16 protein-coding genes are annotated in these 22359 nt (G+C 37.4%); 7 read left to right on the forward strand and 9 right to left on the reverse strand.

Features of this window, described 5'->3' with window-relative positions:
• Positions 1-76: 76 nt before the first annotated feature.
• The 4 genes from IEV57_RS00095 to IEV57_RS00110 form a co-directional block, all read right to left on the reverse strand.
• The gene (locus IEV57_RS00095) at positions 77-1582 is read right to left on the reverse strand and encodes a beta-helix domain-containing protein (protein WP_188438356.1); all 1506 of its coding nucleotides are present in this window, start codon (positions 1580-1582) and stop codon (positions 77-79) included.
• A gap of 187 nt (positions 1583-1769) precedes the next feature.
• Positions 1770-2741: an AAA family ATPase gene (locus IEV57_RS00100; RefSeq protein ID WP_188438358.1), complete on the reverse strand. Its 972-nt coding sequence runs from the start codon at positions 2739-2741 to the stop codon at positions 1770-1772.
• A 290-nt stretch (positions 2742-3031) separates the two neighbouring features.
• On the reverse strand, positions 3032-3619 hold the full coding sequence (locus tag IEV57_RS00105; RefSeq protein ID WP_188438361.1) for a pseudouridine synthase: 588 nt from the start codon (positions 3617-3619) through the stop codon (positions 3032-3034).
• A 115-nt stretch (positions 3620-3734) separates the two neighbouring features.
• Complete coding sequence (locus tag IEV57_RS00110) at positions 3735-4523, reverse strand: hypothetical protein (protein WP_188438363.1); 789 nt, start codon at positions 4521-4523, stop codon at positions 3735-3737.
• A gap of 540 nt (positions 4524-5063) precedes the next feature.
• On the opposite strand from IEV57_RS00110, the gene IEV57_RS00115 reads away from it, so the two are divergent.
• The 3 genes from IEV57_RS00115 (at position 5064) to IEV57_RS00125 (ending at position 7504) form a co-directional block, all read left to right on the forward strand.
• On the forward strand, positions 5064-5297 hold the full coding sequence (locus IEV57_RS00115) for a hypothetical protein (protein ID WP_188438365.1): 234 nt from the start codon (positions 5064-5066) through the stop codon (positions 5295-5297).
• Between the two features lie 65 nt (positions 5298-5362).
• Positions 5363-6445 carry a BF3164 family lipoprotein gene (locus tag IEV57_RS00120; RefSeq protein WP_188438367.1) on the forward strand — a complete coding sequence of 361 codons (1083 nt, stop codon included), beginning with the start codon at positions 5363-5365 and terminating at the stop codon, positions 6443-6445.
• Between the two features lie 81 nt (positions 6446-6526).
• On the forward strand, positions 6527-7504 hold the full coding sequence (locus IEV57_RS00125) for a BF3164 family lipoprotein (RefSeq protein ID WP_188438369.1): 978 nt from the start codon (positions 6527-6529) through the stop codon (positions 7502-7504).
• A 96-nt stretch (positions 7505-7600) separates the two neighbouring features.
• On the opposite strand, the gene recG is transcribed toward IEV57_RS00125, so the two are convergent.
• Positions 7601-9694, reverse strand: coding sequence for an ATP-dependent DNA helicase RecG (recG, locus tag IEV57_RS00130; RefSeq protein ID WP_188438371.1), 2094 nt, complete (start codon positions 9692-9694; stop codon positions 7601-7603).
• A 236-nt stretch (positions 9695-9930) separates the two neighbouring features.
• Between recG and IEV57_RS00135 the strand changes: the two genes are divergently transcribed.
• From IEV57_RS00135 to IEV57_RS00150, 4 genes are read left to right on the forward strand one after another with little or no spacing between them, the layout of a single operon-like run.
• Positions 9931-10650, forward strand: coding sequence for a hypothetical protein (locus IEV57_RS00135; protein ID WP_188438373.1), 720 nt, complete (start codon positions 9931-9933; stop codon positions 10648-10650).
• Positions 10647-13388 (forward strand): TonB-dependent receptor, encoded by a 2742-nt coding sequence (locus tag IEV57_RS00140; protein ID WP_188438375.1) that lies wholly within the window; start codon positions 10647-10649, stop codon positions 13386-13388. Before IEV57_RS00135 ends, IEV57_RS00140 begins: the two co-directional genes overlap by 4 nt.
• Positions 13388-14551, forward strand: a complete 1164-nt coding sequence (locus IEV57_RS00145) for a DUF4249 domain-containing protein (RefSeq protein WP_188438378.1) — start codon at positions 13388-13390, stop codon at positions 14549-14551. Before IEV57_RS00140 ends, IEV57_RS00145 begins: the two co-directional genes overlap by 1 nt.
• 12 nt (positions 14552-14563) lie before the next feature.
• A complete protein-coding gene (locus IEV57_RS00150) occupies positions 14564-16156 on the forward strand; it encodes a hypothetical protein (RefSeq protein ID WP_188438380.1) in 1593 nt (530 codons plus the stop codon).
• A 61-nt stretch (positions 16157-16217) separates the two neighbouring features.
• Here IEV57_RS00150 and IEV57_RS00155 read toward each other — a convergent pair whose 3' ends face one another.
• The 4 genes from IEV57_RS00155 to secA all read right to left on the reverse strand — a co-directional run bounded on the left by IEV57_RS00155 (position 16218) and on the right by secA (position 22303).
• Positions 16218-16994: a S1/P1 nuclease gene (locus IEV57_RS00155; RefSeq protein WP_188438382.1), complete on the reverse strand. Its 777-nt coding sequence runs from the start codon at positions 16992-16994 to the stop codon at positions 16218-16220.
• A 205-nt stretch (positions 16995-17199) separates the two neighbouring features.
• Positions 17200-18387, reverse strand: a complete 1188-nt coding sequence (locus tag IEV57_RS00160; RefSeq protein WP_188438384.1) for a M20 metallopeptidase family protein — start codon at positions 18385-18387, stop codon at positions 17200-17202.
• A complete protein-coding gene (locus tag IEV57_RS00165) occupies positions 18368-18916 on the reverse strand; it encodes a hypothetical protein (RefSeq protein WP_188438386.1) in 549 nt (182 codons plus the stop codon). Before IEV57_RS00165 ends, IEV57_RS00160 begins: the two co-directional genes overlap by 20 nt.
• A 9-nt stretch (positions 18917-18925) precedes the next feature.
• On the reverse strand, positions 18926-22303 hold the full coding sequence (gene secA / locus IEV57_RS00170) for a preprotein translocase subunit SecA (RefSeq protein WP_188438388.1): 3378 nt from the start codon (positions 22301-22303) through the stop codon (positions 18926-18928).
• Positions 22304-22359: the final 56 nt, after the last annotated feature.

The raw sequence follows: 22359 nt of genomic DNA on the forward strand, positions 1-22359 counted from the left end.
GAATAAGTATTGAGAATAAAAAAGTGAAAAGAAGAGATTGTGCATACAATCTCTTCTTTTGGTATTTAATAGGATATTATTTCAAATCACTAAGCTTTCCTGCTTCAGCAGTCCAAGACCAACCAGCAAATACTGCTTTGTTTGCACCTACAGTGTTTTGATTAGCTGCTACAATACTTGCTTTTGAATCAACACCATTTCTGAATGCTACATTCAAAGGAACGCCTGTGGCAAGTGTAGCTTCAATGTTATTGAAAACAAGAACACCACTAGCTAGGTTAGCTAAACTCTTATCACCACTGATAGATAGATCACCTCTTCCACTAGTTGTTGCTGGATCTGGGAAACCAATGAAATATAGATTTTCAAAAGTACCTCTTGCTCCATCTCTGAAATCACCCATCTCAGCAGCAGGATGGCCAATGATCGAACCATTTCTTAAAGTATGAGCTGCATTGAAAGAACCCTCAGGGCCATCAATTTCTAAAGCGTGGTCAGTAGTTGCTCCACATACAATGATGAAGTTGTCCATTGTTCCAGACCATGCTTGGTCAGTGTCTAAGGCATCATCACCTGAATTCCAAACAACCGCATTTGTTACATTGACAGTACCACCGAACCATTCAATTCCATCATCTTGGTTTGCAACAACTTCTACATTTTCGATTATTGTTCCAGAACCTACGCCACCAAGTGTCAAACCATTGATTTCGTTTCCTTCACCAATATTAGCACCACCATGTCTGATAGAGATGTATCTAATGACACCTGAGTTGTCATTGGCGATACTTCCACCATATAAACCATTGGTATCAGAAGCTGGTATACCTTCTATTTGAATTTCTGAAACATCACCTGCAAAAGAACTAGTAGCTCTTCCTAAAACAATCAAACCACCCCATAACCCATCGATATCTGGATCAAGATTTGGACTAGCAATCTCACCAGCTTTGATTTCGTCTGCTACTGAAGTAAAGATAATAGGTGCTTGTGCTGTACCATTTGCGAAGATTTGACCTCCTCTAGCTACTACCAAAGCAGTTGCATTCGGTCCAGAACCAGCCTCACCTTTGATGATCGTACCTGCTTCTATGGTTAATTTACCACCATCAACAACAAAAATTCTTCCGCCTAGGATATATGTCTTATCAGCAGTCCAAGTTACTTCACCAGAAATGTTAGAAGTAACTCTTACAGTAGTAACTGCTTCTCTTACAGTCAACACGTGAGTTGCAGTAGCTCTAGAACCATCTGTATCTACAGCTTCAAATTCGAACACAATGTTATTTCCTGCATCTGCTGGAACTGCTGTGTAAGAGAAATCATATGAGGCTGTAGTTGCACCTGTGAATGTCTCAGTTGCGAGTGTAGCACCATCTTTTCTAACTGTCAAAGTTCTTAAACCATCTGGAGCAGTAATTTGAGCAGTTACTGGACCTAAAGTCGCTCCAGCATCAATTGTTGCAGTAGCAGGGATTCCAGAAATACTCACTGGAGAATCTGGAGTTTCTTCTTCTTTACAGCTTGTCAATACCAAGAAGGCAGCGACGAACAAAAAGAGAGTTGAAGTAATTTTTTTCATTTTTTGAAAGTTTAGTATTGGTGTTTTTATTTTAACCGCTACAAAACTGACTCAAAAATGTGAGAGGAAAGAAAAATTGGAATTATGCTTTTTTTAAAAAACCAGACAGAATTTAATATTCTATTAAACTCGGCAGCAAAAAAATCCTCCGTTTTGGCGGAGGATTCTGTTTTTCAGCAAATAGGCCTTATTTCAATGTTACGCTTTTGTTAATGGGAATTTTATCAAGGATAATTCTGATCAAATCACGCGTGTTAATATTGTCTGCTTCCGCCTCATAATTTACAATGATCCTATGATTTAAGACATCTTCGGCGATCTCTTTGATATCCTCGGGCAAAACATAATCTCTGCCATCCATAAATGCCACAGCCCTCGCCGCCAAGTTCAAATTGATACTCGCACGAGGAGATACACCAAACTGAATGTATTTCGCCTCCTCTTTCAAGCCATACTTTTCTGGGAACCTAGTCGCGAACACCAACTCAATGATATAATGCTCTAAAGGCTCTGCGATTTTCACTTCATTGATTTTATTCCTTATCTCAAAAATATCTTCTTTGGAAAGAATCGCATTTACCTCTGAGTTGAAAGACATATTGGCCATTCTACGCATAACTTCAAGTTCATCGCTTTTGGATGGATAGTCGATATGCACTTTCATCATAAATCTATCCACCTGCGCTTCTGGAAGCGGATAAGTTCCTTCCTGATCAACGGGGTTTTGTGTAGCCAATACTAGGAATGGTCTATCCAACTGATAAGTCGTCTCACCAATCGTCACCTGCTTTTCCTGCATGGCTTCCAAAAGTGCGGACTGCACCTTGGCTGGAGATCGGTTCACTTCATCAGCAAGGACGATATTAGAAAAAATCGGCCCTTTCTTTACTTCAAAATTGGACTCCTGCTGATTGTATATCATAGTACCTACCAAATCAGAAGGCAACAAATCTGGGGTAAACTGAATTCTCTTAAAATCTAAATGAAGTACTCTCGCGAGGGTATTTACGGTTAGTGTTTTGGCCAATCCTGGAACACCTTCCAGTAAAATATGTCCATTGGTAAACAAGCCAATCAATAGTCTATTGACCATGCGGTCTTGACCTACTACAATTTTCTTTACTTCTTCTATGACTTGCTGAATCTTCTCCTGATGCATGAGATGTTAAATTATATATACTTGATGTGCTTATTATAAATTGTTTTTGTTGGCAGATTCCAATCCCTGTAATTAGTCAGCTGTCAACCTTCGACGGTCAACAGCAAAGCCTCTGGCAAATAAGAACAGGCATTAAAAAGACAGATTTCCAAAACTCACTTCACCTACCAAAACGAGAAAGCTTCTTCAATCTTATCTTGGTGAGGTTTTTTCTTGATCCTTTTATCAAACGTAGGCTAAATTAGAACAAATTATGTTTTAAGCCAAAATGAATTTGTTGGTTGGCGATTTTAAACAATTTTTAACAAACTGAGGAGGGTTGTTCTATCCATTTCTCTGACCTCCCCAACTTCAAAACCTTCGATACTTAGATTTTCCATCGCATACCGGACTAACCTCAATGTAGGAAATCCTACTGCAGCTGTCATTTTCCTTACTTGACGATTTTTACCTTCGATTAAGTTTAATTCAATCCAAGAATCTGGAACACTTTTGCGGTAGCGTATCGGCGGATTTCTTTCTGGGAGTGTTGGCTCTATTGCTAATAGTTGTGCTTTTGCTTTTTTGGTATGGTACATTTTGCCATCCACATTGATATCTACACCTTTTTCAAGTTGGCCAATCGCCTCTACAGTGGGTATCCCTTCCACCTGTGCCAAGTAAGTGCGCTGATGTGCAAAACTTGGATTAAGCAGTTGATGATTCAGTGCTTTGTCATTGGTAATCAATAGCAAACCCTCACTATCCTTGTCTAAGCGCCCGACCGGATAAACATCCGATGGAAAATCTCCTACTTCCTTCAAAGTATTCGCTTCCCCACTGAATTGGCTCAAAATCCCAAAGGGTTTGTAGATGATAAAGTATCTGTTTTGTGGCATGGATTGATGATTAGCTTACAAAGTAAAGTTAGGATAAATTTCTTTATCTCATTTTTGTAAATGAATCACTATGATAAATTATCTGAATTGAATTTCTTCATAGATAATGATTACATCAAAAATAAAAATGGCTTAAAAAACTAGATTCATCTTTTTCCTGCTTATAGTAATATATGCCTATCAAAAACCTACTCCCATTTTGTAAGGTTTTATCTTCATCAATCCTTCTTTTTGTCCACATTGTATTCTTAAATATTTCCTTAAGCTCTTCGTCAATTGGATGATCGAACCCACTAATCTCAATAATTTCTTTTACGCTTAAGTCTTGTGCAAAAATAATTTCGAATAATGCATATCTTTTATCGAGTGGAACACCTTTAAACTGCTCTAGCCTTTTACTAAAATGAATATCTGGTTGATAAAGTATATCAGATGTATAAGAGATATTTTTTTTCCTCAATAATTGAAGAATTTCAACTTCAATTTCTTGTTTCTCAATTTGCTTTTTAGATTTTTTTGTAGGGTTTCGCAAATGGAAATTATAATCGAGGTACAGAAATCCTGAACACATATCAATATAGACTTCACCGTTTTGATTTTTCTTGGAGTAGGCTATTAATTTCGCTCCAGAAGGGATGAATATATCACAAGATGATCCAAAGCCTCCGTCACTTCTGCCATAAACTAATATAGATTCAAGTTTTTCACCTTTGAATAATTCATTGACTTCAATGTCAGCCTTATACCAATGTTCATCCTTTTCATTTAAATATATATTGGTTATTGTAATTGCTGCAACAAATTCTGATGAAGTATACTTTTCTGTTAGATTTGGAAAGTTACAGTCACAGCCAAAAACTCCGTAAGAGAAAAAGACAAAAGCAATTAAAAGTAGGTGTTTCATATTTTTAATATCATTTACACTTAAAAATAAACAATATATCTTTCATAACTAATTGTCACTGTCATAAATCACTCTTTTCGAACCCTATATCATTTGCTCAAGAAATACTTTCAAAATTTTATTCAAATGCTGTTGATAATCGACGCAAAAAATGCGGTGATTAGATAGGTTAATCGTTGCATGGGTTTAAATTTTTAGAAAAATTAGTAAGACCCTAATTGAATTCCCATTTGTGAAAAGCAAAACACAAAAGGCAATTGCTCACAAACGGAACTTTAAAGAATTTTGATATTAGTCTTATAAGAAATCGATAGGTTAAACTAAATATACTGTTACCAAAACGGTATCTATAATATTTTTTCTCCTTGATAATCAATTAATTAAAAATTCACTATAAAAATAATTTATGTTTTATGTTTTATGTTTTATGCTTAAAATTAAGGAGTCAAAAACTAAAAATAATTGCGCAGGAATTTTTAAGATTTTGTCACTGCCCTTTAGCCAAAAGTTAAATTATTTCAAAAACAAAATTATTAAGTTATGTTAAGATTAAAGAAAGTTGCGATATGTGGTCTTTTTATTATCGGCTCCATTGGAATGTTTAATCCTCAGTTTTCTGTTGCACAAAATGGAGACGGAGAGTGGGTTTGTTGTCAAGCTCAAAGTGATGGTTGTTATGATATAATGGGAAATCATTGGGAATCTGATTACAGATCTTATACTAAAACATGCACAATTTGTAATTGTGACGGTGATGAAGTTTCAGTAGGATAAATAAAGTAAAAAAAGCTAGATTCAATATTGAATCTAGCTTTTATATTTTTAAAAAAATAAAAGTTATGCGAATATATATTGTTCTTATTTTGTTCATAATGGGCTGTTCATCTTATTCCAATAATCAGGAGAAAAGCCTTAAAACACAAATAATATTTAAAGAAAATCAAGTTCAAAGTATAAATTTGAATTCAAAAAAAATTGAATTTGAAAAAATTATAAATCCTGAAAAAATAGCTTTAAAAGGTTCTAAGCTTTTTATTTTAGAAAATATAAGAACTAATGTTGAGGCACCTTTTATACATATCATTGAAACAAGAAATTGGTCCTATTTCAAAAGTAAAGGAAAGGTTGGATTTGGGCCGATGGAAATTAGTTCAGCATCTTTTTTTGAACCAGGATTTAGTGATTCTACTTTTTTTACATATAGCAGCAGGGATAAAGCTTTGTCAGAATTCTCGTTAAATGATACAAGTCTTCTAGCTATTCGTCAAATCAAACAACCAGATAATTTTTTCTCAGTTGTAAATCTTTATCTATTAGCAGAGGATAGGTTTATTGGAATATCTGTAAATGATGAAAATAAATTAATAGAATTCAATACATCCGGAGAACGTATATCAGGATACGGAAATTGGGAGCCTGTTACAGGACACTCAGAGTTAAGTAATTTTAATCTCTTTGAATTAAATTCAGGATGGTTTAAAACTAATGATTCAAAGGATGTTTTTGTCAAAGCTTCAATCAAAAGAGATAAGCTTGAAATATTTAATTACAATGATCAAAGCTTTATTAGTGTTTTAGGTCCAGATTTAGAATTACCACCTTTTCAAGTTAGAGGTCCTGTTGGAAACCGAAGTTTAGATGTTCCAATTTCTAACCCATATCGGTACAGAGACGTTGCCATTATCGACAAAAAAATATTTGCCCTATATGGAGGTATTTCTGAATCACAGTATCGCGAATCTGGAGAACTTGCAAGAAAAATTTATGTGTTTGATTTACAAGGAAATCCTGAGTTTATCTTAAAACTAGATCGTTCTATTAAAGGTATAGCAATTGATAATATTCAGAAAAAAATCTATGGAATTACAACAGACTTAAACCCTGGAATTGCAATTTTTGACATTCCAAAAGAGGTATATTAATGTTTAAACAGACTTTGTTGAATCCATAGTTATCTTAAAAATAAGATGGTTACTCGACGTTCCACTTTAAACTATCATCCTATGCGTCAAATTAATTTATTTATAATTGCTTTAATATTAATAATCCTGGGATGTGGTGAGTCTAAGAAAGAAATCAATAACGTTGAACTAAGCTTAGAAAATATTTTTACTGAGGACTTCCTTAGAAACCCGAGCCAAATGAAAGCTTCAAGTGATGGCAAAATTATAATTATAGATGAATTTGGGATCAATGGGTTTATCAAAGTCTTGGATCAGGACTGGAAAGTGCTTCATAGCGTGGGTAAACTTGGGGAAGGTCCTGATGAATTCTCAAACTATCCCTCTTTGTCAACCAGCGATGATGGGCAAGTCTATGTATTTGACGGCTTCAAAAACAAACTATACAGTTTAGATATAAATTCTGGAGCCTTAATTCAAGAGAAATTTCTAGTCCCTGAAAGAGATATTGTCGAAGAGATAATTTCCATATCAAATACAGATTATGTATTCCAGCTTGGAGATCCTCAAAACCTATTTACTAAAATATCAAGAGAAACTAGTGGTTCAAAAGTATCTTTTCCCCTATCGATCAAAAATTCACACTTCCAAAGTCAAGACAATACTAAAAAACTAACTTTCTCCTCAAATTATTTGACAAAGAAGCCAAATGAAGAGTTGTATGCCTCGGCCTTTAACTATTATGATGAATTGCTCATAACAGATGGAAAAGAAATCAAATATCATGAAACGCTTTTTGGCAATTTGTTATATGATTCCAACCAGACTAATATAGCTTTTACGGCAATTGCCAGTACTAATCAAAACATCTATGCCATTTATTATGGGAAAAATGTCACGGAATTAGAAAATCCTAGTCAATGTAACTTGTTGGTTTTTGATTGGAAGGGAAAGTTAAAAGAAAACATAGCATTAGATCATCCCTTGAATTTCATCACTGTGGATCAGAAAAATAAGATTCTTTATGGGCTTAATCCTATGAATGAAGATAACCCGATCTACAAGCTGAAATTGGAATAAAAAAAGTTTATCTTTTTTTACCAATCTCAAAATTTATTGAATCGAGAGTGGTCTAAATCTGTGTCCATCTGCGTCCATCTGTGGTAAAATCCAACCCTAACTGATCCTACTCCAATTGATCTCGTGCTTCTTTTGAGCACGGATTTGTCTTAGGACTAACGCATTTTCAGGTTGGGAAAGATCAGGGTCGGATTGGAGGAGTTCTTGGGCGGCATCTCTGGCCAAGGTCAATATCGGTGCATCCTTACTCAAGTCAGCGATCAATAAATCAGCGACACCACTTTGCTGTGTGCCCATCAAATCACCCGGGCCTCTAAGCTTTAAGTCCACATCGGCGATCTCGAAGCCATTGTTTGTCCTGACCATTGTATCAAGGCGAACTCGGCTATCTTTGGAGAGTTCGTATTTACTCATCAGAATACAATAAGACTGATCTGCACCTCTACCAACTCTACCTCTCAACTGATGCAGCTGCGAAAGCCCGAATCGTTCCGCATTTTCTACGACCATCACGGAAGCATTGGGCACATTCACACCTACTTCGATCACAGTGGTGGCAACCATGATTTTGGTTTCTCCTTTGACAAAGCGCTGCATTTCGAAGTCTTTGTCAGCGGCTTTCATATTACCATGCACGATGCTGATCGGATACTCAGGAAATGCCCGACAGATACTTTCATAGCCATCCATCAGATTCTTTAGATCCAATGTTTCAGATTCCTCAATCAAAGGATAGACCAGATAAACCTGTCTTCCCAATTCGATCTGCTTTCGCATAAAACCAAAAACTTTCAGCCTATCCTTGTCATACCTGTGCACTGTTTGGATTGGCTTTCTCCCCAAGGGCATTTCATCGATCACTGAGATATCCAAGTCTCCATATAAAGTCATCGCTAAAGTCCGCGGAATCGGCGTAGCTGTCATTACCAAAACATGGGGCAGAAACCTTTCATTCTTAGCCCAAAGTTTCGCCCGCTGCGCAACTCCAAAGCGATGCTGCTCATCAACTATGGCCAATCCTAGGTTTTTGAATTGGACGATATCTTCTAATAAGGCATGGGTTCCGATGAGGATATGTAGGTCTCCTGAAAGCAACGTTTCGTGGATTACTTTTCGGGCAGATTTCTTAACAGATCCCGTCAGCAAGGCAATATTCAAGCCCATCAAATCGGCATATTCTTTCAGCCCTTCATAATGCTGATTGGCCAAAATCTCCGTCGGTGCCATCAAGCAAGCTTGCGCGCCCGAACTGATTGCAATTAATATACAGATAAAAGCCACCATGGTCTTGCCACTTCCTACATCTCCTTGAATAAGTCGGTTCATTTGCTTACCAGATTTCATATCTGCAAAGGATTCCCTCACTACCCGCTTTTGCGCCTCAGTGAGCTCAAAAGGCAGGTGCTCTTTGTAAAATTTGGTGAGCAACTCTGTTTGATTGAGGATTTGTCCTTGAGATTTTTCGGTACGAGTGAGCTTCAATTTGAGCAACCTCAACTGCACAAAGAAAAACTCTTCGAATTTCAATCTATATCTGGCTCTTTTGAGAATTTCAGGGTTTTCCGGAAAATGGATTTGCTTAAGCGCTTCCTTTTTAGGAATCAGATTGAAACGCTGCAAAACATTCTCGGGCATCGTTTCCTGAATCTGTGGATAGGCAGTGGCAACAAGTCCTTCCATGATTCTAGAGATACCTTTGGAATCAAGAAATCTAGCACGGAGCTTTTCGGTAGTTGGATAGACAGGCTGAAAGAAATTGCGCTCTTCCTGAGCCGTGGTGAGCACATCCATTTCGGGATGAGCAATGCTGAATTTTCGGCCATATTTTGCTGGTTTGCCGAAAAACACAAAGACAGCACCAATAACTAGCTTTTTGACTACCCACTGAATCCCTTTGAACCAAGTGAGTTCCATCTCACCCGTCTCATCAAAAATATGGGCTACCAGTCTTTTTTTCCTACCATCACCAATAGTCTCTACGCTACGAATTCTCGCGATAACTTGGACATGATCAAGATCTTCATGGAGGTCTTTGATTTTGAAAAATTTAGTCCGGTCTTCATAGCGAAAAGGGTAATGCTGTATCAGCTCACCAAAAGTGAAAATATTCAATTCCTTATTGAAAAGGGCAGCTTTCTGCGGCCCCATTCCCTTCAGAAATTCAATTTTGGTATCAAAGAATCCAGACAATGGTAAATAGCTTTTGGTTAAAAGTTACAAATTAAATCATATGATTTTAAAAAGCTAAATCGCCATCAAATACAACCGATTAATTGACTAAAAATATGATATTATAATCAATTTCAACCAATAGTAAAATTCCAAGTTTATTATTGATTATTCATAAAAAAGAAAAAAAATTCTTTTGTAGCTTGCCTCGAAATTACCTTAAGACAGTTTTTAAGGAATTATTAATGTCCATTAAGATGAAGAAAATTATTTTTATTTTGAGCCTTATCATTTGGCTTGGAATGACCCCTTTAGTGAGCAATTCTCAAACGGAAGGTAAAAAACCAAAAGAACTCTACGCCGAAAACATCCAAAATTCCCTTGAAGTATTCAATGGAGGGGAATACATAGAATTCCCAAGTTACTTTGAAGGGCATTCTTTCTTTCAGACTAAGGCTTTCCTGTATGCTGATATAGTTTATAATGGGCTTATTTACTCAGAAATCCCACTGCTCTATGACCTTGTAAGTCATAAATTGGTTACTTTTAACCCTATTCATGCGGCCAAAGTTTCTATACAAACGAATCGTGTCAGCCAATTTACTTTTTATTCAGATTTAGGAAATTTCAGTTTCGTAAGAGGTGATTTGATCTCGAAAGATGCTGCATACAGCGAAAAATTTTTAGAAGAGATAATCGATGGAGATGTGAGTCTGTACTGTCTACATGAAAAAAGAATAAAAAAACGGGTGGAAGACCTCGATAGAACAATGACTTTCGAAAAATCAGAAAACTACCTGATTAAGCACAACAATGAACTTTTCCCTTTAAAAGGGAAAAACAGTATTTTTAAAATTTTGCCAATTGATAAAAAGCGGGCTAAAGAAAGTTTGAAACTAAAAGGGGTTAAATATAAAGTTGATCCTAAAATTTATTTTTCGGATGTGGTGCTAACTTTTAACAATACTCAACTATGAAAAAAACGCTACTCATAATTTACAGTTTTTTTCTTATCCAGCTCAGTTTCGCTCAGGGTACTAGTCAAGAAAATCTAATTTCTGGTAACTTCATTGGGAAAAGCTTTGATGAATTTGCGGAAATTGTGGAACGTGATACTCCCTATAAATTTTATTTTTCTACTGATGAACTCAATCAAATTAAAGTCAATCTTTCATTAGATAAAAGTGCTTTACGGGAGGTCCTCTACACTCTATTTGAAGGGACTGAATTAAAGTTTACCATTGATGATCAAAATAGGGTCTTCATTACAGTTGGTAAAGCACTAAATTTAAGACTTAGTCCTACATACTTCCTTGAGTCAAGTCAGAATTCGGAGGAGCAGGGACTTTCCCTTTCCGATGGAGATAGAACTTTCTCTAGGAATAAACTCTACGTCATCGGCAATCCTGAGGAACAAGGAAATACAGCGACGCTATCGGGCAAGGTAGTGGGATATGATACAGGAAATCCAGTTCCTGGAGCTGTGATCTACGAACAAAATAAGATAGTCAGTGCGGTGACCAATGTGTCGGGAGAATATAATATTACACTTCCTAAAGGCCGATATACTATTTTTATTCAAAATTTGGGTGGTTTTGTCGAACAAAGACAAATTCAATTGAATGGCTCGGGAAGTTTAGATTTATTTATCGAAGAAAATATCATCAGCTTGGATGAATTCGTGTTGAATTCTGAACGAAATCTGAACATTTCCAGACCAGAAATGGGACTTCAAAAGCTAGATATTTCTACCATCAAAAAGATCCCTGCCATTCTGGGTGAAGTAGATGTAATTCGTGGCGTGCTTTCATTACCGGGGGTTCAGACTGTAGGGGAAGCGAGTGTTGGATTCAATGTAAGAGGTGGTGCTGCAGATCAAAATTTAATTTTATACAATAACTCCACTATTTACAATCCATCACATTTATTCGGATTATTTTCAGCATTCAATCCAGATTTGATTAGTTCTGTAGATTTATATAAAGCTGGTGTTCCTGCCCAATATGGAGGCAGACTCTCTTCAGTTTTAAATGTAAACGGATCTTATGGCAATACAGACAAAATAAAAGTCAACGGAGGAATAGGCTTGCTTACGGGAAGAATCAGTGTCGATGGACCGATTGGCGAAAAAACCACTTTTGCTACGGGCCTAAGATCAACTTATTCGGATTGGCTATTAAATTTTTTGGAGGATAATACAGAATTCAGCGATGGACGTGCAAACTTCTATGACTTCAATTTCAACATCGCTCACAAACTCAACGAGAAAAACACTTTTAAATTCAATACCTATTTAAGTAATGACAGTTTCAGGTTTGACCAAGACACCTTATTCAACTATGAAAACCTCAATTACAATGCTTCATGGACACGTTATTTTTCAGACAAATTCGAAGCAGATCTGATTGTAGGTCAAGATCAATATACTTTCGGGATCGAAGGACGAGACAATCCATCAAATGCTTATGATTTAGGGTATCGTATTAAGCAGCAATTTGTAAAACTTGACTTCAAATATGCTTTAGATGAAAAGCAAAGCTTGTCATTTGGACTAAGTAGTATGAAATATAATCTTCAAGCAGGCAAATTGGATCCGAGTGGGAATGAATCAATGGTAATTCCAGAATCAGTTAATCCAGAAACGGCTTTGGAGTCTGCAATTTACTTTTCGGACGAGATCGAATTGAATGATAAATTCACTTTTAACTTAGGTGGACGGTATGTGCTTTACAATTATCTTGGTTCAAATACAGCTCGATATTACCAGGAAGGAGTTTCACCATCAGAAAACACCCTGCTAAGAGAAGAAACTTTCTCTGAAGGAGAAGTGATCCAAACGCATCATGGAGCAGAATTCAGAGTTGGCGCAAGATATCTACTCAACAATACATCTTCCATCAAAGTAGGTTATAACACAAATAGACAGTTTATCCATTTGCTAACAAACAATGCTGCTATAGCTCCTACAGATACTTGGAAACTCAGTGATAATAACATCAAACCACAGTGGGGAGATCAGCTTTCATTAGGCTTCTACAAGAATCTGAAAGCTGATACTTACGAGTTCTCTGCCGAAGTCTATCATAGAACTATGAGAAATCTATTGGATTACAGATCGGGTGCTACACTTATTCTCAACTCAGAGGTAGAACAGGACATTCTTAATTCCGATGGAAGGTCTTATGGGATAGAGTTGATGATGAAAAAAAATACAGGTAGACTCAATGGGTGGATTAGTTATTTCTATGCTAGATCCTTACTAAGAACTTCAGAAAATGAAACTGCAGAGAAAATAAATGGTGGAAATTGGTACAGAAACAATTTTGATCAACCTCACAATGCTACCCTTATCGGGAATTACGAAATCACAAAGAGACTAAGCACCTCGGTGAACTTCAACTATAGCACAGGAAGACCAATAACACTTCCAGTCGCAAAATTTGAATACAGTGGTTCAGAAAGGATTTTCTTCTCTGATAGGAATGCTTACAGAATCCCTGATTATTTCAGAATGGATATTTCCTTCAATATAGAAGGAAATCATAAAGTGAAAAAACTAGCTCATTCATCTTGGTCACTTGGCGTATACAATTTATTAGGTAGGCAAAACCCATACTCTGTTTTCTTCACCCCAGTAAATGGGACATTACAGGGATATCAGCTTTCAATATTTGCTAGACCGATTCCATTTATTACCTATAATTTCAAAATCTGATGATACGAAAATTAGAAAAATATAAATTCTTTAGTCTGATAGTTGCGCTAACACTTCTAGTAGGCTGTCGCGAAGAGTTCAATCCAAATATCGCCCCCACAGACACAAACCTTTTGGTGGTCGAAGGCTACATTTCTACAAATAGCCAAAAATCAACCATCAATTTGAGTAGAACAAGTTCTCTTGTTGAGTCTTTTCTCCCAGTGGAAACAGGTGCAATTGTTATTTTGAATGGAGAAAATTCAGGTACATGGAATTTTATAGAGGAAATCCCTGGGCAGTATACCTTAACAGCCGATTTACCCATGAATCAGGCTTACAGACTCTCTATACAACTCAGAAATAACGAGGGCTATATTTCTGATTTGATGCAGCCAATTGTTAGTCCAGAAATCAGTAAACTCAAATATGTTAAGAATGATTCGGGAGTCAGTGTCCAGGTGGATCTTCAAGGGAACGAGGAGGCAACCTTTTTTTTATGGCAGTATGAAGAGGATTGGATATTTCGATCCGCGATTGGAACAAATTATATTTACAACCGAGCGACTGGAGAAATTGAAGAAACAACTCCTGAAACAACCATATCAAGATGTTTTGCTAACAATAAAGTTCAGCGAATTTCTATTGAAAACTCTGGTAGATTCAATAATTTCAATATTTCCGATAAAGAGATTACCCTCATTCCAAACCTCTCAGAAAAGCTCGCTGTTCGATATAGCATTCTTGTAAAACAAGTGGCTATTGGTAGAGAAGCCTTTGACTTTTGGGAAATAATGAGAAAAAATTCTGAAGATATTGGCGGTATATTCAGTCCCTTACCTTCTTTGATCGGAGGAAACATCTCAAAAGTAGGCTCTGAAAATGAAAAAGCCATTGGTTACGTGAGCATGGGAGTAATCTCTGAAAGCAGAATGTACATCAATAATCAAGATGTTTCTCCGTGGCAAGTTTTCATTCCTGAATATGAGGGATGTACTGCTAGACTTGATACTATTAGACCTAACAGATATGCGGAAGTATTTGGCCAAGGTAACTTGATGCCAGTGAACCCAATCTTCAATGATGTCAACATACTTCCTGTAGCTTTCAGATCAGCTCCTGCGTTTTGTGTGGATTGCACATTGAGAGGAACGAAAGCGGAGCCTAGTTTTTGGGAAAATTAAATCAGCCAAATTATGAATAAGATTATTTTGAGCCTTGCCTTTTCTCTAATACTTCCACTGCTTCTTTTCGGACAGCAGACTGCTTGGGAAGAATCTATACATGTGCATCTTTCTAAAAACATTGCTTTAGCTGGTGAGCCAGTTTGGATATCCATTCATGTAAAATCTTCTGAAAAAACATTTTTGCCCAGTATTGCATATGTGGAAGTGATCAATAGATATGGGCAATCAGTTTCGCAACTTCTAGTACCACTGAAAGACGGTCAGGGAAGCGCCAACTTAAAACTCCCTACCAATATTAATTCGGATAATTATCTTCTAAGAAGCTATACTAGAAGCAGTGCATACACTGGAAAAGATGGGATATACAGTCAGTTCATAACAATCATCAACCCTGAAAAACCCGCCCCCAAAACAACATCTTTGGTTGATTTAAAGACATTTACCTATCAAGAGAATATGACAGCCTCTTTGACAGATAAAAAGAACATCTCGAAAAAGGATCAACTCACTCTAAATATTCCTCAAGATGGAATTATTTCCGTTTCTCTTGACAATCCTTTCTTAGAACAAAGCTACCAAGGAAAACTAAAAAATAATATCTATCAAGCATTGAAGGTGAATAATATTATTCCTGAACCTTATGGTCATGTTGTACACGCAAAAGTAAAAAATGTAAACAGCAACCAGTCCTACTATCTCTCTGCCCATGGGAGACAAAATTATTTCAACATCGCAGCTCCCAATTCAGACGGAGATATATATTTTGAGTTAGCTGCTTTTCAGGAATTCAATTACCTATTGGCACAAAAAGAAAACGAGGGATCAGCAATGGATTTTGAATTGATATCACCATTTCATCCCTTAGAATTTATAGAAGGTTTTCAAATCCCCGAACTCAAACTCCGAGAAGAGGATAAAACATTTTTGACGAATTTGATTCTAGCAGGACAAGTAGAGGAATACTATTACAAAGCTGAACTTCTGGAAAGAGAATTGGTCAATACAGAAATAAGTCCGGATAAAACTTATTCACTTGATGACTACAATCGTTTTGAAAGTATAGAAACAACGCTCAAAGAATATGTTCCTGAAGTATATGTCAGAAAAAACAATAAAAGTACGCTTTTCAAAGTAATGAATTCCCAAACAGGAGTCGTCTTCCAGCAGAATCCACTTTTACTTATTGACAATATGCCGATTTTAGATGCAGATGCATTTGCAGCTTTTGATCCAAAGGGGATAGAAAAAATTGATCTGATTTCAAGAACTTTTTATTACAACAATCAGATTTTTGAAGGAGTAATCAGTCTTACCTCGAAACTAGGGGATTTTGGCGGGTTCGAACTTCCCAAAGATGCCCTTTATCTAGACTACTACAAATTTGCTCCAAATCAAATTTTGAAAGACTTTCATATCAATCCAAATAGAGAAGAGGAGAGATTCCCTGACTTCCGTAACCTCCTATATTGGAATGATCAAGCAGAAAGTGGCAAAGATGTGATTTTTCCTTCTGAGCTTTCAGGAACCTATATTATCAAGCATAGCTTCTATGATGGGAAAAATTGGAAAACTCAAGTAGATAAAGTTGAAGTTGTAAATTAAAAACCACCTAATAATCATTAAAAACAAAAAGGCAGACTTTGATAAATCTGCCTTTTTGTTTTTACCCATAAATCTCTTCCAATGCTTGGGCTAGTCGGATGCCCGCAGCAATGAGTCGTTCTTCTGTATGGTGGTAATGCTTGTAGATATATTCGTAACCGATTCTGCCATTTTCTGGAATATCATACATATCCGGTCTGATGGCAGCAGCCTCTCTCAACCAATCAGCAGGAGTGGTTTGCGTGTAGCGATCAATCAAACTCGGATTGATTCTTTTCTGTAATTCAGTGGCGATTTCAGTATAGCTCATATTTTTACCAGCAATCAAATCAGTATCCCAGATGGCATGGATGTTTGTTTCTTTGTTGAAAAAACTCACTTTCACATCGTTTCCTCCACGATCACCTGGCTTGCCCACGTGAAAGGGTTGATGCAAATCTCCAACAATGTGGATCAACATTCTTAATTGATCTCTTTCCTCTTCTGGAGTTAATTTTCCACTTTTCAAGTTTTCTTTCAGCCTCAAAAATGCTTCATAAGCATCTCCCGCTTCTTCTTGAATTGTCGGATCGTATTCTCCGTCTACCGTGGTGACCCAATGCCAAGTATTCGTGTAGTTATAATTTTTGTCCGAACGGATATTGTCCATCCAAACGCCCACGCCAGAGATAGACTCTTGCTTTAATATAGTTTCAACCCGCTCGACTGTAGCTGATTTCATCTGCCATTCTGCAAGCTTTCCGATCACATAATGACCAATTCCGCCCCAAGCGAAAGACTGAGTTTGCATGCCCAACACTAAAACGAGTGCTAGTGCAATTGATTTAATTTGTTTCATAATTCAAATTGAAATAAAGTAGAAATTAGTTAGAAATAGAGCCTTTGGAAATTATAATTTGGCCCTAATTTATTTGAAATAAGGTAGAAAGAAATGGAAATACGCCTTTGGTAAAATAATTAGAACCGGTTCAAATGGTGATCAGAAACTCAATATTTCTACCTATTTCACAAGGCTAATTTCAATGTTATTTCTATGGGTAAATTTAAGCTTCCAATTCTTTCACTGCCAAATAAGCCATCAACCCTGCGCCAATCTCTAGCGCATCTTCGTCTATGTCAAATGTTGGAGTATGAACACCTGAGGTGATACCCTTGGCTTCGTTTCTTGTTCCAAGACGATAAAAACAGCCATCAATTTCTTGGGTGTAGTAAGAAAAGTCTTCTGCTGCCATCCAAATGTCCAAATCAATTACATTTTCTTGACCTAAATACTCTACTGCGGCATTTTGAGCGCGATCAGTAAGCTCTTCGGCATTTTTCAAGAATGGATAGCCTCTTCGCACTTCGAAATCCACTTCTCCACCCATTCCTTCTACGATTCCTTTCGCAATGCTGATCATATGGCCATGTGCCTTCGATCTCCATTCTTCATTCAATGTTCGGAATGTTCCTTGGATCTTTACTTCATTTGGGATGATATTCGTCGCACCAAGTGCCTCTACTCTTCCAAAAGAAAGAACGGAAGGAATTTTTGGAGAAGCATTTCTACTAATAACCTGTTGCAGGGCAACAATCATGTGTGAAGCAATCAACACTGGATCTACCAAGGTCTCAGGCATAGCCCCATGACCACCTTTCCCCTTGACGGTGATATAAAGCTCATCCGCACTTGCCATATACATTCCCTTTCTGAAACCTACTTTTCCCACAGGGATCAAAGGCATCACATGTTGACCAATAATCCCAGAAGGTCTTGGGTTTTCGAGTGCTTTATCCTTGATCATCAAAGAGGCACCACCGGGAATCAACTCCTCTCCTGGTTGAAAGACCAACTTGATTGTTCCATCAAAATCATCTTTGACTTCGTTCAAAATTTTTGCAGCACCAAGCAAGGAAGCTGTATGCACATCATGTCCACAAGCATGCATCACTCCAGGTTTGGTGGATTTATAGGAAACTTCATTTTGTTCAATGATAGGCAAAGCATCCATATCACCTCGAAGTGCGATTATTTTTGAATCTGGATTTTTCCCTTTGATCAATGCAACAAGTCCTGTATTTGCTTTGACTTCAAAATCTGTAACACCCATCTGGGTTAGCTGAGCTTTGACAAAAGAGAGGGTTTCATATTCGTGAAAAGAAAGCTCTGGATTTGCATGCAGATGTCTCCTATTTGCAATGATTTCAGATTTATAATTACTTGCTAATGATTTAATTCTGTCTTTGATCATTGTCTACTTTTTCATTTGGATTCTCATATCCTTCTCTCACAAATCTATCTTGAATGATACGAGTCATCGGAAAAGAATCCTTCAATTTATTATAATTAGCTTGAGCTTCTATCCTATTAATATATTTTCCTACCTTGACCAAATACCTTGGCTCTTGATACTGCATTTCTGATTTGATATCTGGAAAATCTCTGTAAAGATCATTTCTGGTTTTGAATGCCGCATCTCTATCAACTCCACTATATACTAAGACTGTGTAACCTGAATAGTATCGCTCTGAACGATTTTTTTCAACAAATCTCTTCATCGCAAAATCCAAGTCGTCATTTATAGCCAAGCTACCCGTGAAAATAGCCTGAGAACTTTCTTCCTCAACTTGGTCGTCCAATGCAGGAAAACTAATTCTGGATTCTGATAAGTCTTCTTGGTAAGATGCATAGCTATCAGCATCACTGCCTGATTTCTTGATGGTTTTACAAGAACCCAACAGAATCAATAAGACTAATCCACTCAATAATGACTTCAACATGATGCTTTTTTAACCTTCAATAATCACACACTTTCCAGCTGCCACATCGAGTTCTACACTCTTATATTTGACATCTTTCTTGACAGAACCATCTGCATATTGAGCAGTTACTCTATCATTTCTACCATAGACTTTTTCCGATTTTCTCGGTGCTACCACTTGCTGTTCTGCACTTCTATTAGCTACTGCTGCGGCAGCTTGCCTATTAGATCCTGGATTCAAACTACTGCCTACTTCCGCTTTGGACGCTTGCACATTTTCTTGTCTACTTGGAGCTTGAGCAGCTTTCACTTGACTTGGATCTTGCGTAGGCAGTTCTGCTTTGGCCAAGAAAGAAATCACATCTTCATTCAACCTACCCACAAAACGCTTGAACATCTCAAATGCCTCAAACTTATAAATCAATAGCGGATCTTTTTGTTCATAAACTGCATTTTGAACTGACTGTTTCAGGTCATCCATATCTCTCAGATGCTCTTTCCAGTTTTGATCGATGATGGCCAAAGTCACATTTTTTTCAATGGCTCTGATCAGATCTCTACCTTCATGATTCACCGTTGATTCCAAACCAACAACTACGCCAATTTGCTTCAAGCCATCAGTGATAGGAACCATAATTTCCTTTACTGTAGCTCCACGCTGTGCATAGACATCTTTCAAAATTGGCAATGCCTTTTCAAGAATTCTGTCATTCTTGGAAATATAAGCTTTATATGATGCATCGAAGAGCTCCTTCGTCAATCTGTAAGCATCTTTGTTTTGAATATCCTCCGCGGTAAATTGATGATCAATTCCCAGCGAACTATAAATATTCATTCTCAAATTATCCAAATCTTCAGTAGACTTCGCCATCTGAATGATATCTGAACATACATCAAACATGATATTCAAAATATCGAGCTCCAATCGCTCACCCATCAAGGCATTGCGTCTTCTTTTATAGACTACCTCCCTTTGAGAATTCATGACATCATCATACTCAAGAAGTCTCTTTCTCGTACCGAAGTTATTTTCCTCGACTTTTTTCTGAGCTCTTTCGATGGATTTTGAAATCATAGAATGTTGGATCACTTCTCCTTCTTCTAGACCCATTCTATCCATCAATTTGGCGATTCTTTCAGAACCAAAAAGTCGCATTAGGTTATCTTCCAGTGACACGAAGAATTGGGATGAACCCACATCTCCTTGACGGCCGGAACGACCTCTAAGCTGTCTATCGACTCTTCTAGATTCGTGTCTTTCTGTACCAATAATCGCCAAACCTCCCGCAGCTCTAGATTCTGCAGTCAATTTGATATCTGTACCTCTACCCGCCATGTTGGTTGCGATGGTGACTGTTCCTGGTTTTCCAGCTTCAGCTACCACATCTGCTTCTCTAGCGTGCTGCTTGGCATTCAATACCTGATGTTGAATCTTTTTGATCGTCAACATCCTGCTGAGTAATTCAGAAATCTCCACCGAAGTCGTACCCACCAAAACTGGTCTGCCCGCATTCGTTAACTCTACGATTTCATCTGCTACAGCATTAAACTTCTCACGGACAGTCTTATATACTTTATCGTCTCTATCTTGTCTTACGATTGGTCGATTGGTAGGAATTACCACGACATCCAATTTGTAGATTTCCCAGAATTCACCTGCTTCTGTCTCTGCAGTACCGGTCATACCAGAAAGCTTGTGGTACATTCTGAAATAATTCTGCAAAGTAATGGTTGCGTAAGTTTGTGTTGCATCCTCCACTTTCACATTTTCCTTCGCCTCTATCGCTTGGTGAAGGCCATCAGAATATCTTCTTCCCTCCATCACACGACCTGTCTGCTCATCGACAATTTTCACTTTGCCATCCACCAAGATATATTCCGTATCTTTTTCAAACATACAATATGCCTTCAAAAGCTGGTTCACCGTGTGGATACGCTGAGCTTTGACACCATAGTCTTTGATGATTTCTTCTTTTCGGATTAATTTCTCTTTATCGTCCAAATCAGGATTCTTCTCCATTTCGGCTATTTCTACACCGATATCTGGAAGAATGAAAAATTCTGGATTTTCGTTCTTCTTGGTGATGACCTCAATCCCATTATCAGTCAACTCGACACCATTGGTTTTTTCTTCTATCGTAAACAAAAGCGGCTCATCTGCCTCAGGCATATTACGCTTGTTGTCTTGAAGATAGTAGTTCTCCGTTTTTTGAAGAATAACCCTGATACCTGGTTCAGAAAGGTACTTGATCAATGGCTTATACTTTGGCATTCCTCTGTATGCTCTGAATAAAGCTAATCCACCATCTTTTTCATTTTTCTCAGCGATAAGCTTTTTTGCATCAGTTAAGTATCCTTGAACCAGTTTACGCTGCTCATCTACCAAGGTAGAAACCCTCGGCTTCATATCCATAAACTCATGTTCATCACCTCTCGGCACTGGTCCAGAAATGATCAAAGGCGTCCTTGCATCATCAATCAATACGGAATCGACCTCATCAATCATAGCAAAATGATGCTTTCCTTGCACCAAATCCCCTGCATCACGAGCCATGTTATCTCTTAGGTAATCAAAACCAAATTCATTGTTTGTACCATAGACGATGTCTGCTTTATAAGCTTTCTTTCTGCCTTCAGAATTTGGTTGATATTTATCAATACAATCCACAGAAAGTCCATGGAATTCAAAAAGTGGCGCATTCCATTCGGAATCTCGTTTGGCCAAATAATCGTTGACTGTCACCAAGTGAACACCTCTACCTGCCAAAGCATTGAGATAGGATGGAAGCGTAGAAACCAACGTTTTACCTTCCCCTGTTGCCATTTCGGCGATATTCCCCTTGTGCAAAACCATACCACCAATCAGCTGAACATCGTAGTGAACCATGTCCCACACAACTTCAGTACCTGCGGCCATCCATTTGTTGTGCCAAATGGCTTCTTCACCTACGATCTCTACGTTGGATTTCTTTGTTGCTAATTCTTTATCATAAGCATTCGCAGTAACTTTCAAGCTTCCAACTTCCTTGAACCTTCTGGCAGTTTCTTTGACCACGGCAAAAGCCAATGGCATAACTTTTTCCAAAATTACCTCTAAGGCTTCATCTCTTTCTTTCTCAGTCTTGTCAATCTCGTTATAGAGCGCGTCTTTTTCATGAACCTTATCAGGTGCCATAGCCTCGATCTGATCTCTGAACCCTTTGATCTTCTCATCAAATGACTTCAAATCTTCATTGATAGTTGATTTGATCTCCGCAGTTTTACCTCTCAGCTGATCATCAGACAAGTTTTTAAGCTTTTCAAACTCTTGATTGATTAATGCTACTTTAGGACTTAACTCTTTTATATCTCTATCTGACTTAGTTCCAAAAACTTTCGCCAGACCTTTTGCTATAAATTCTAACATATGATACTTTATATAATTGGGGCTTAAAATTACTTCGTTTTTATTACAATCGGAAA

The organism is Belliella aquatica (assembly GCF_014637795.1).
GTDB classification, from domain to species: Bacteria; Bacteroidota; Bacteroidia; order Cytophagales; family Cyclobacteriaceae; genus Belliella; species Belliella aquatica.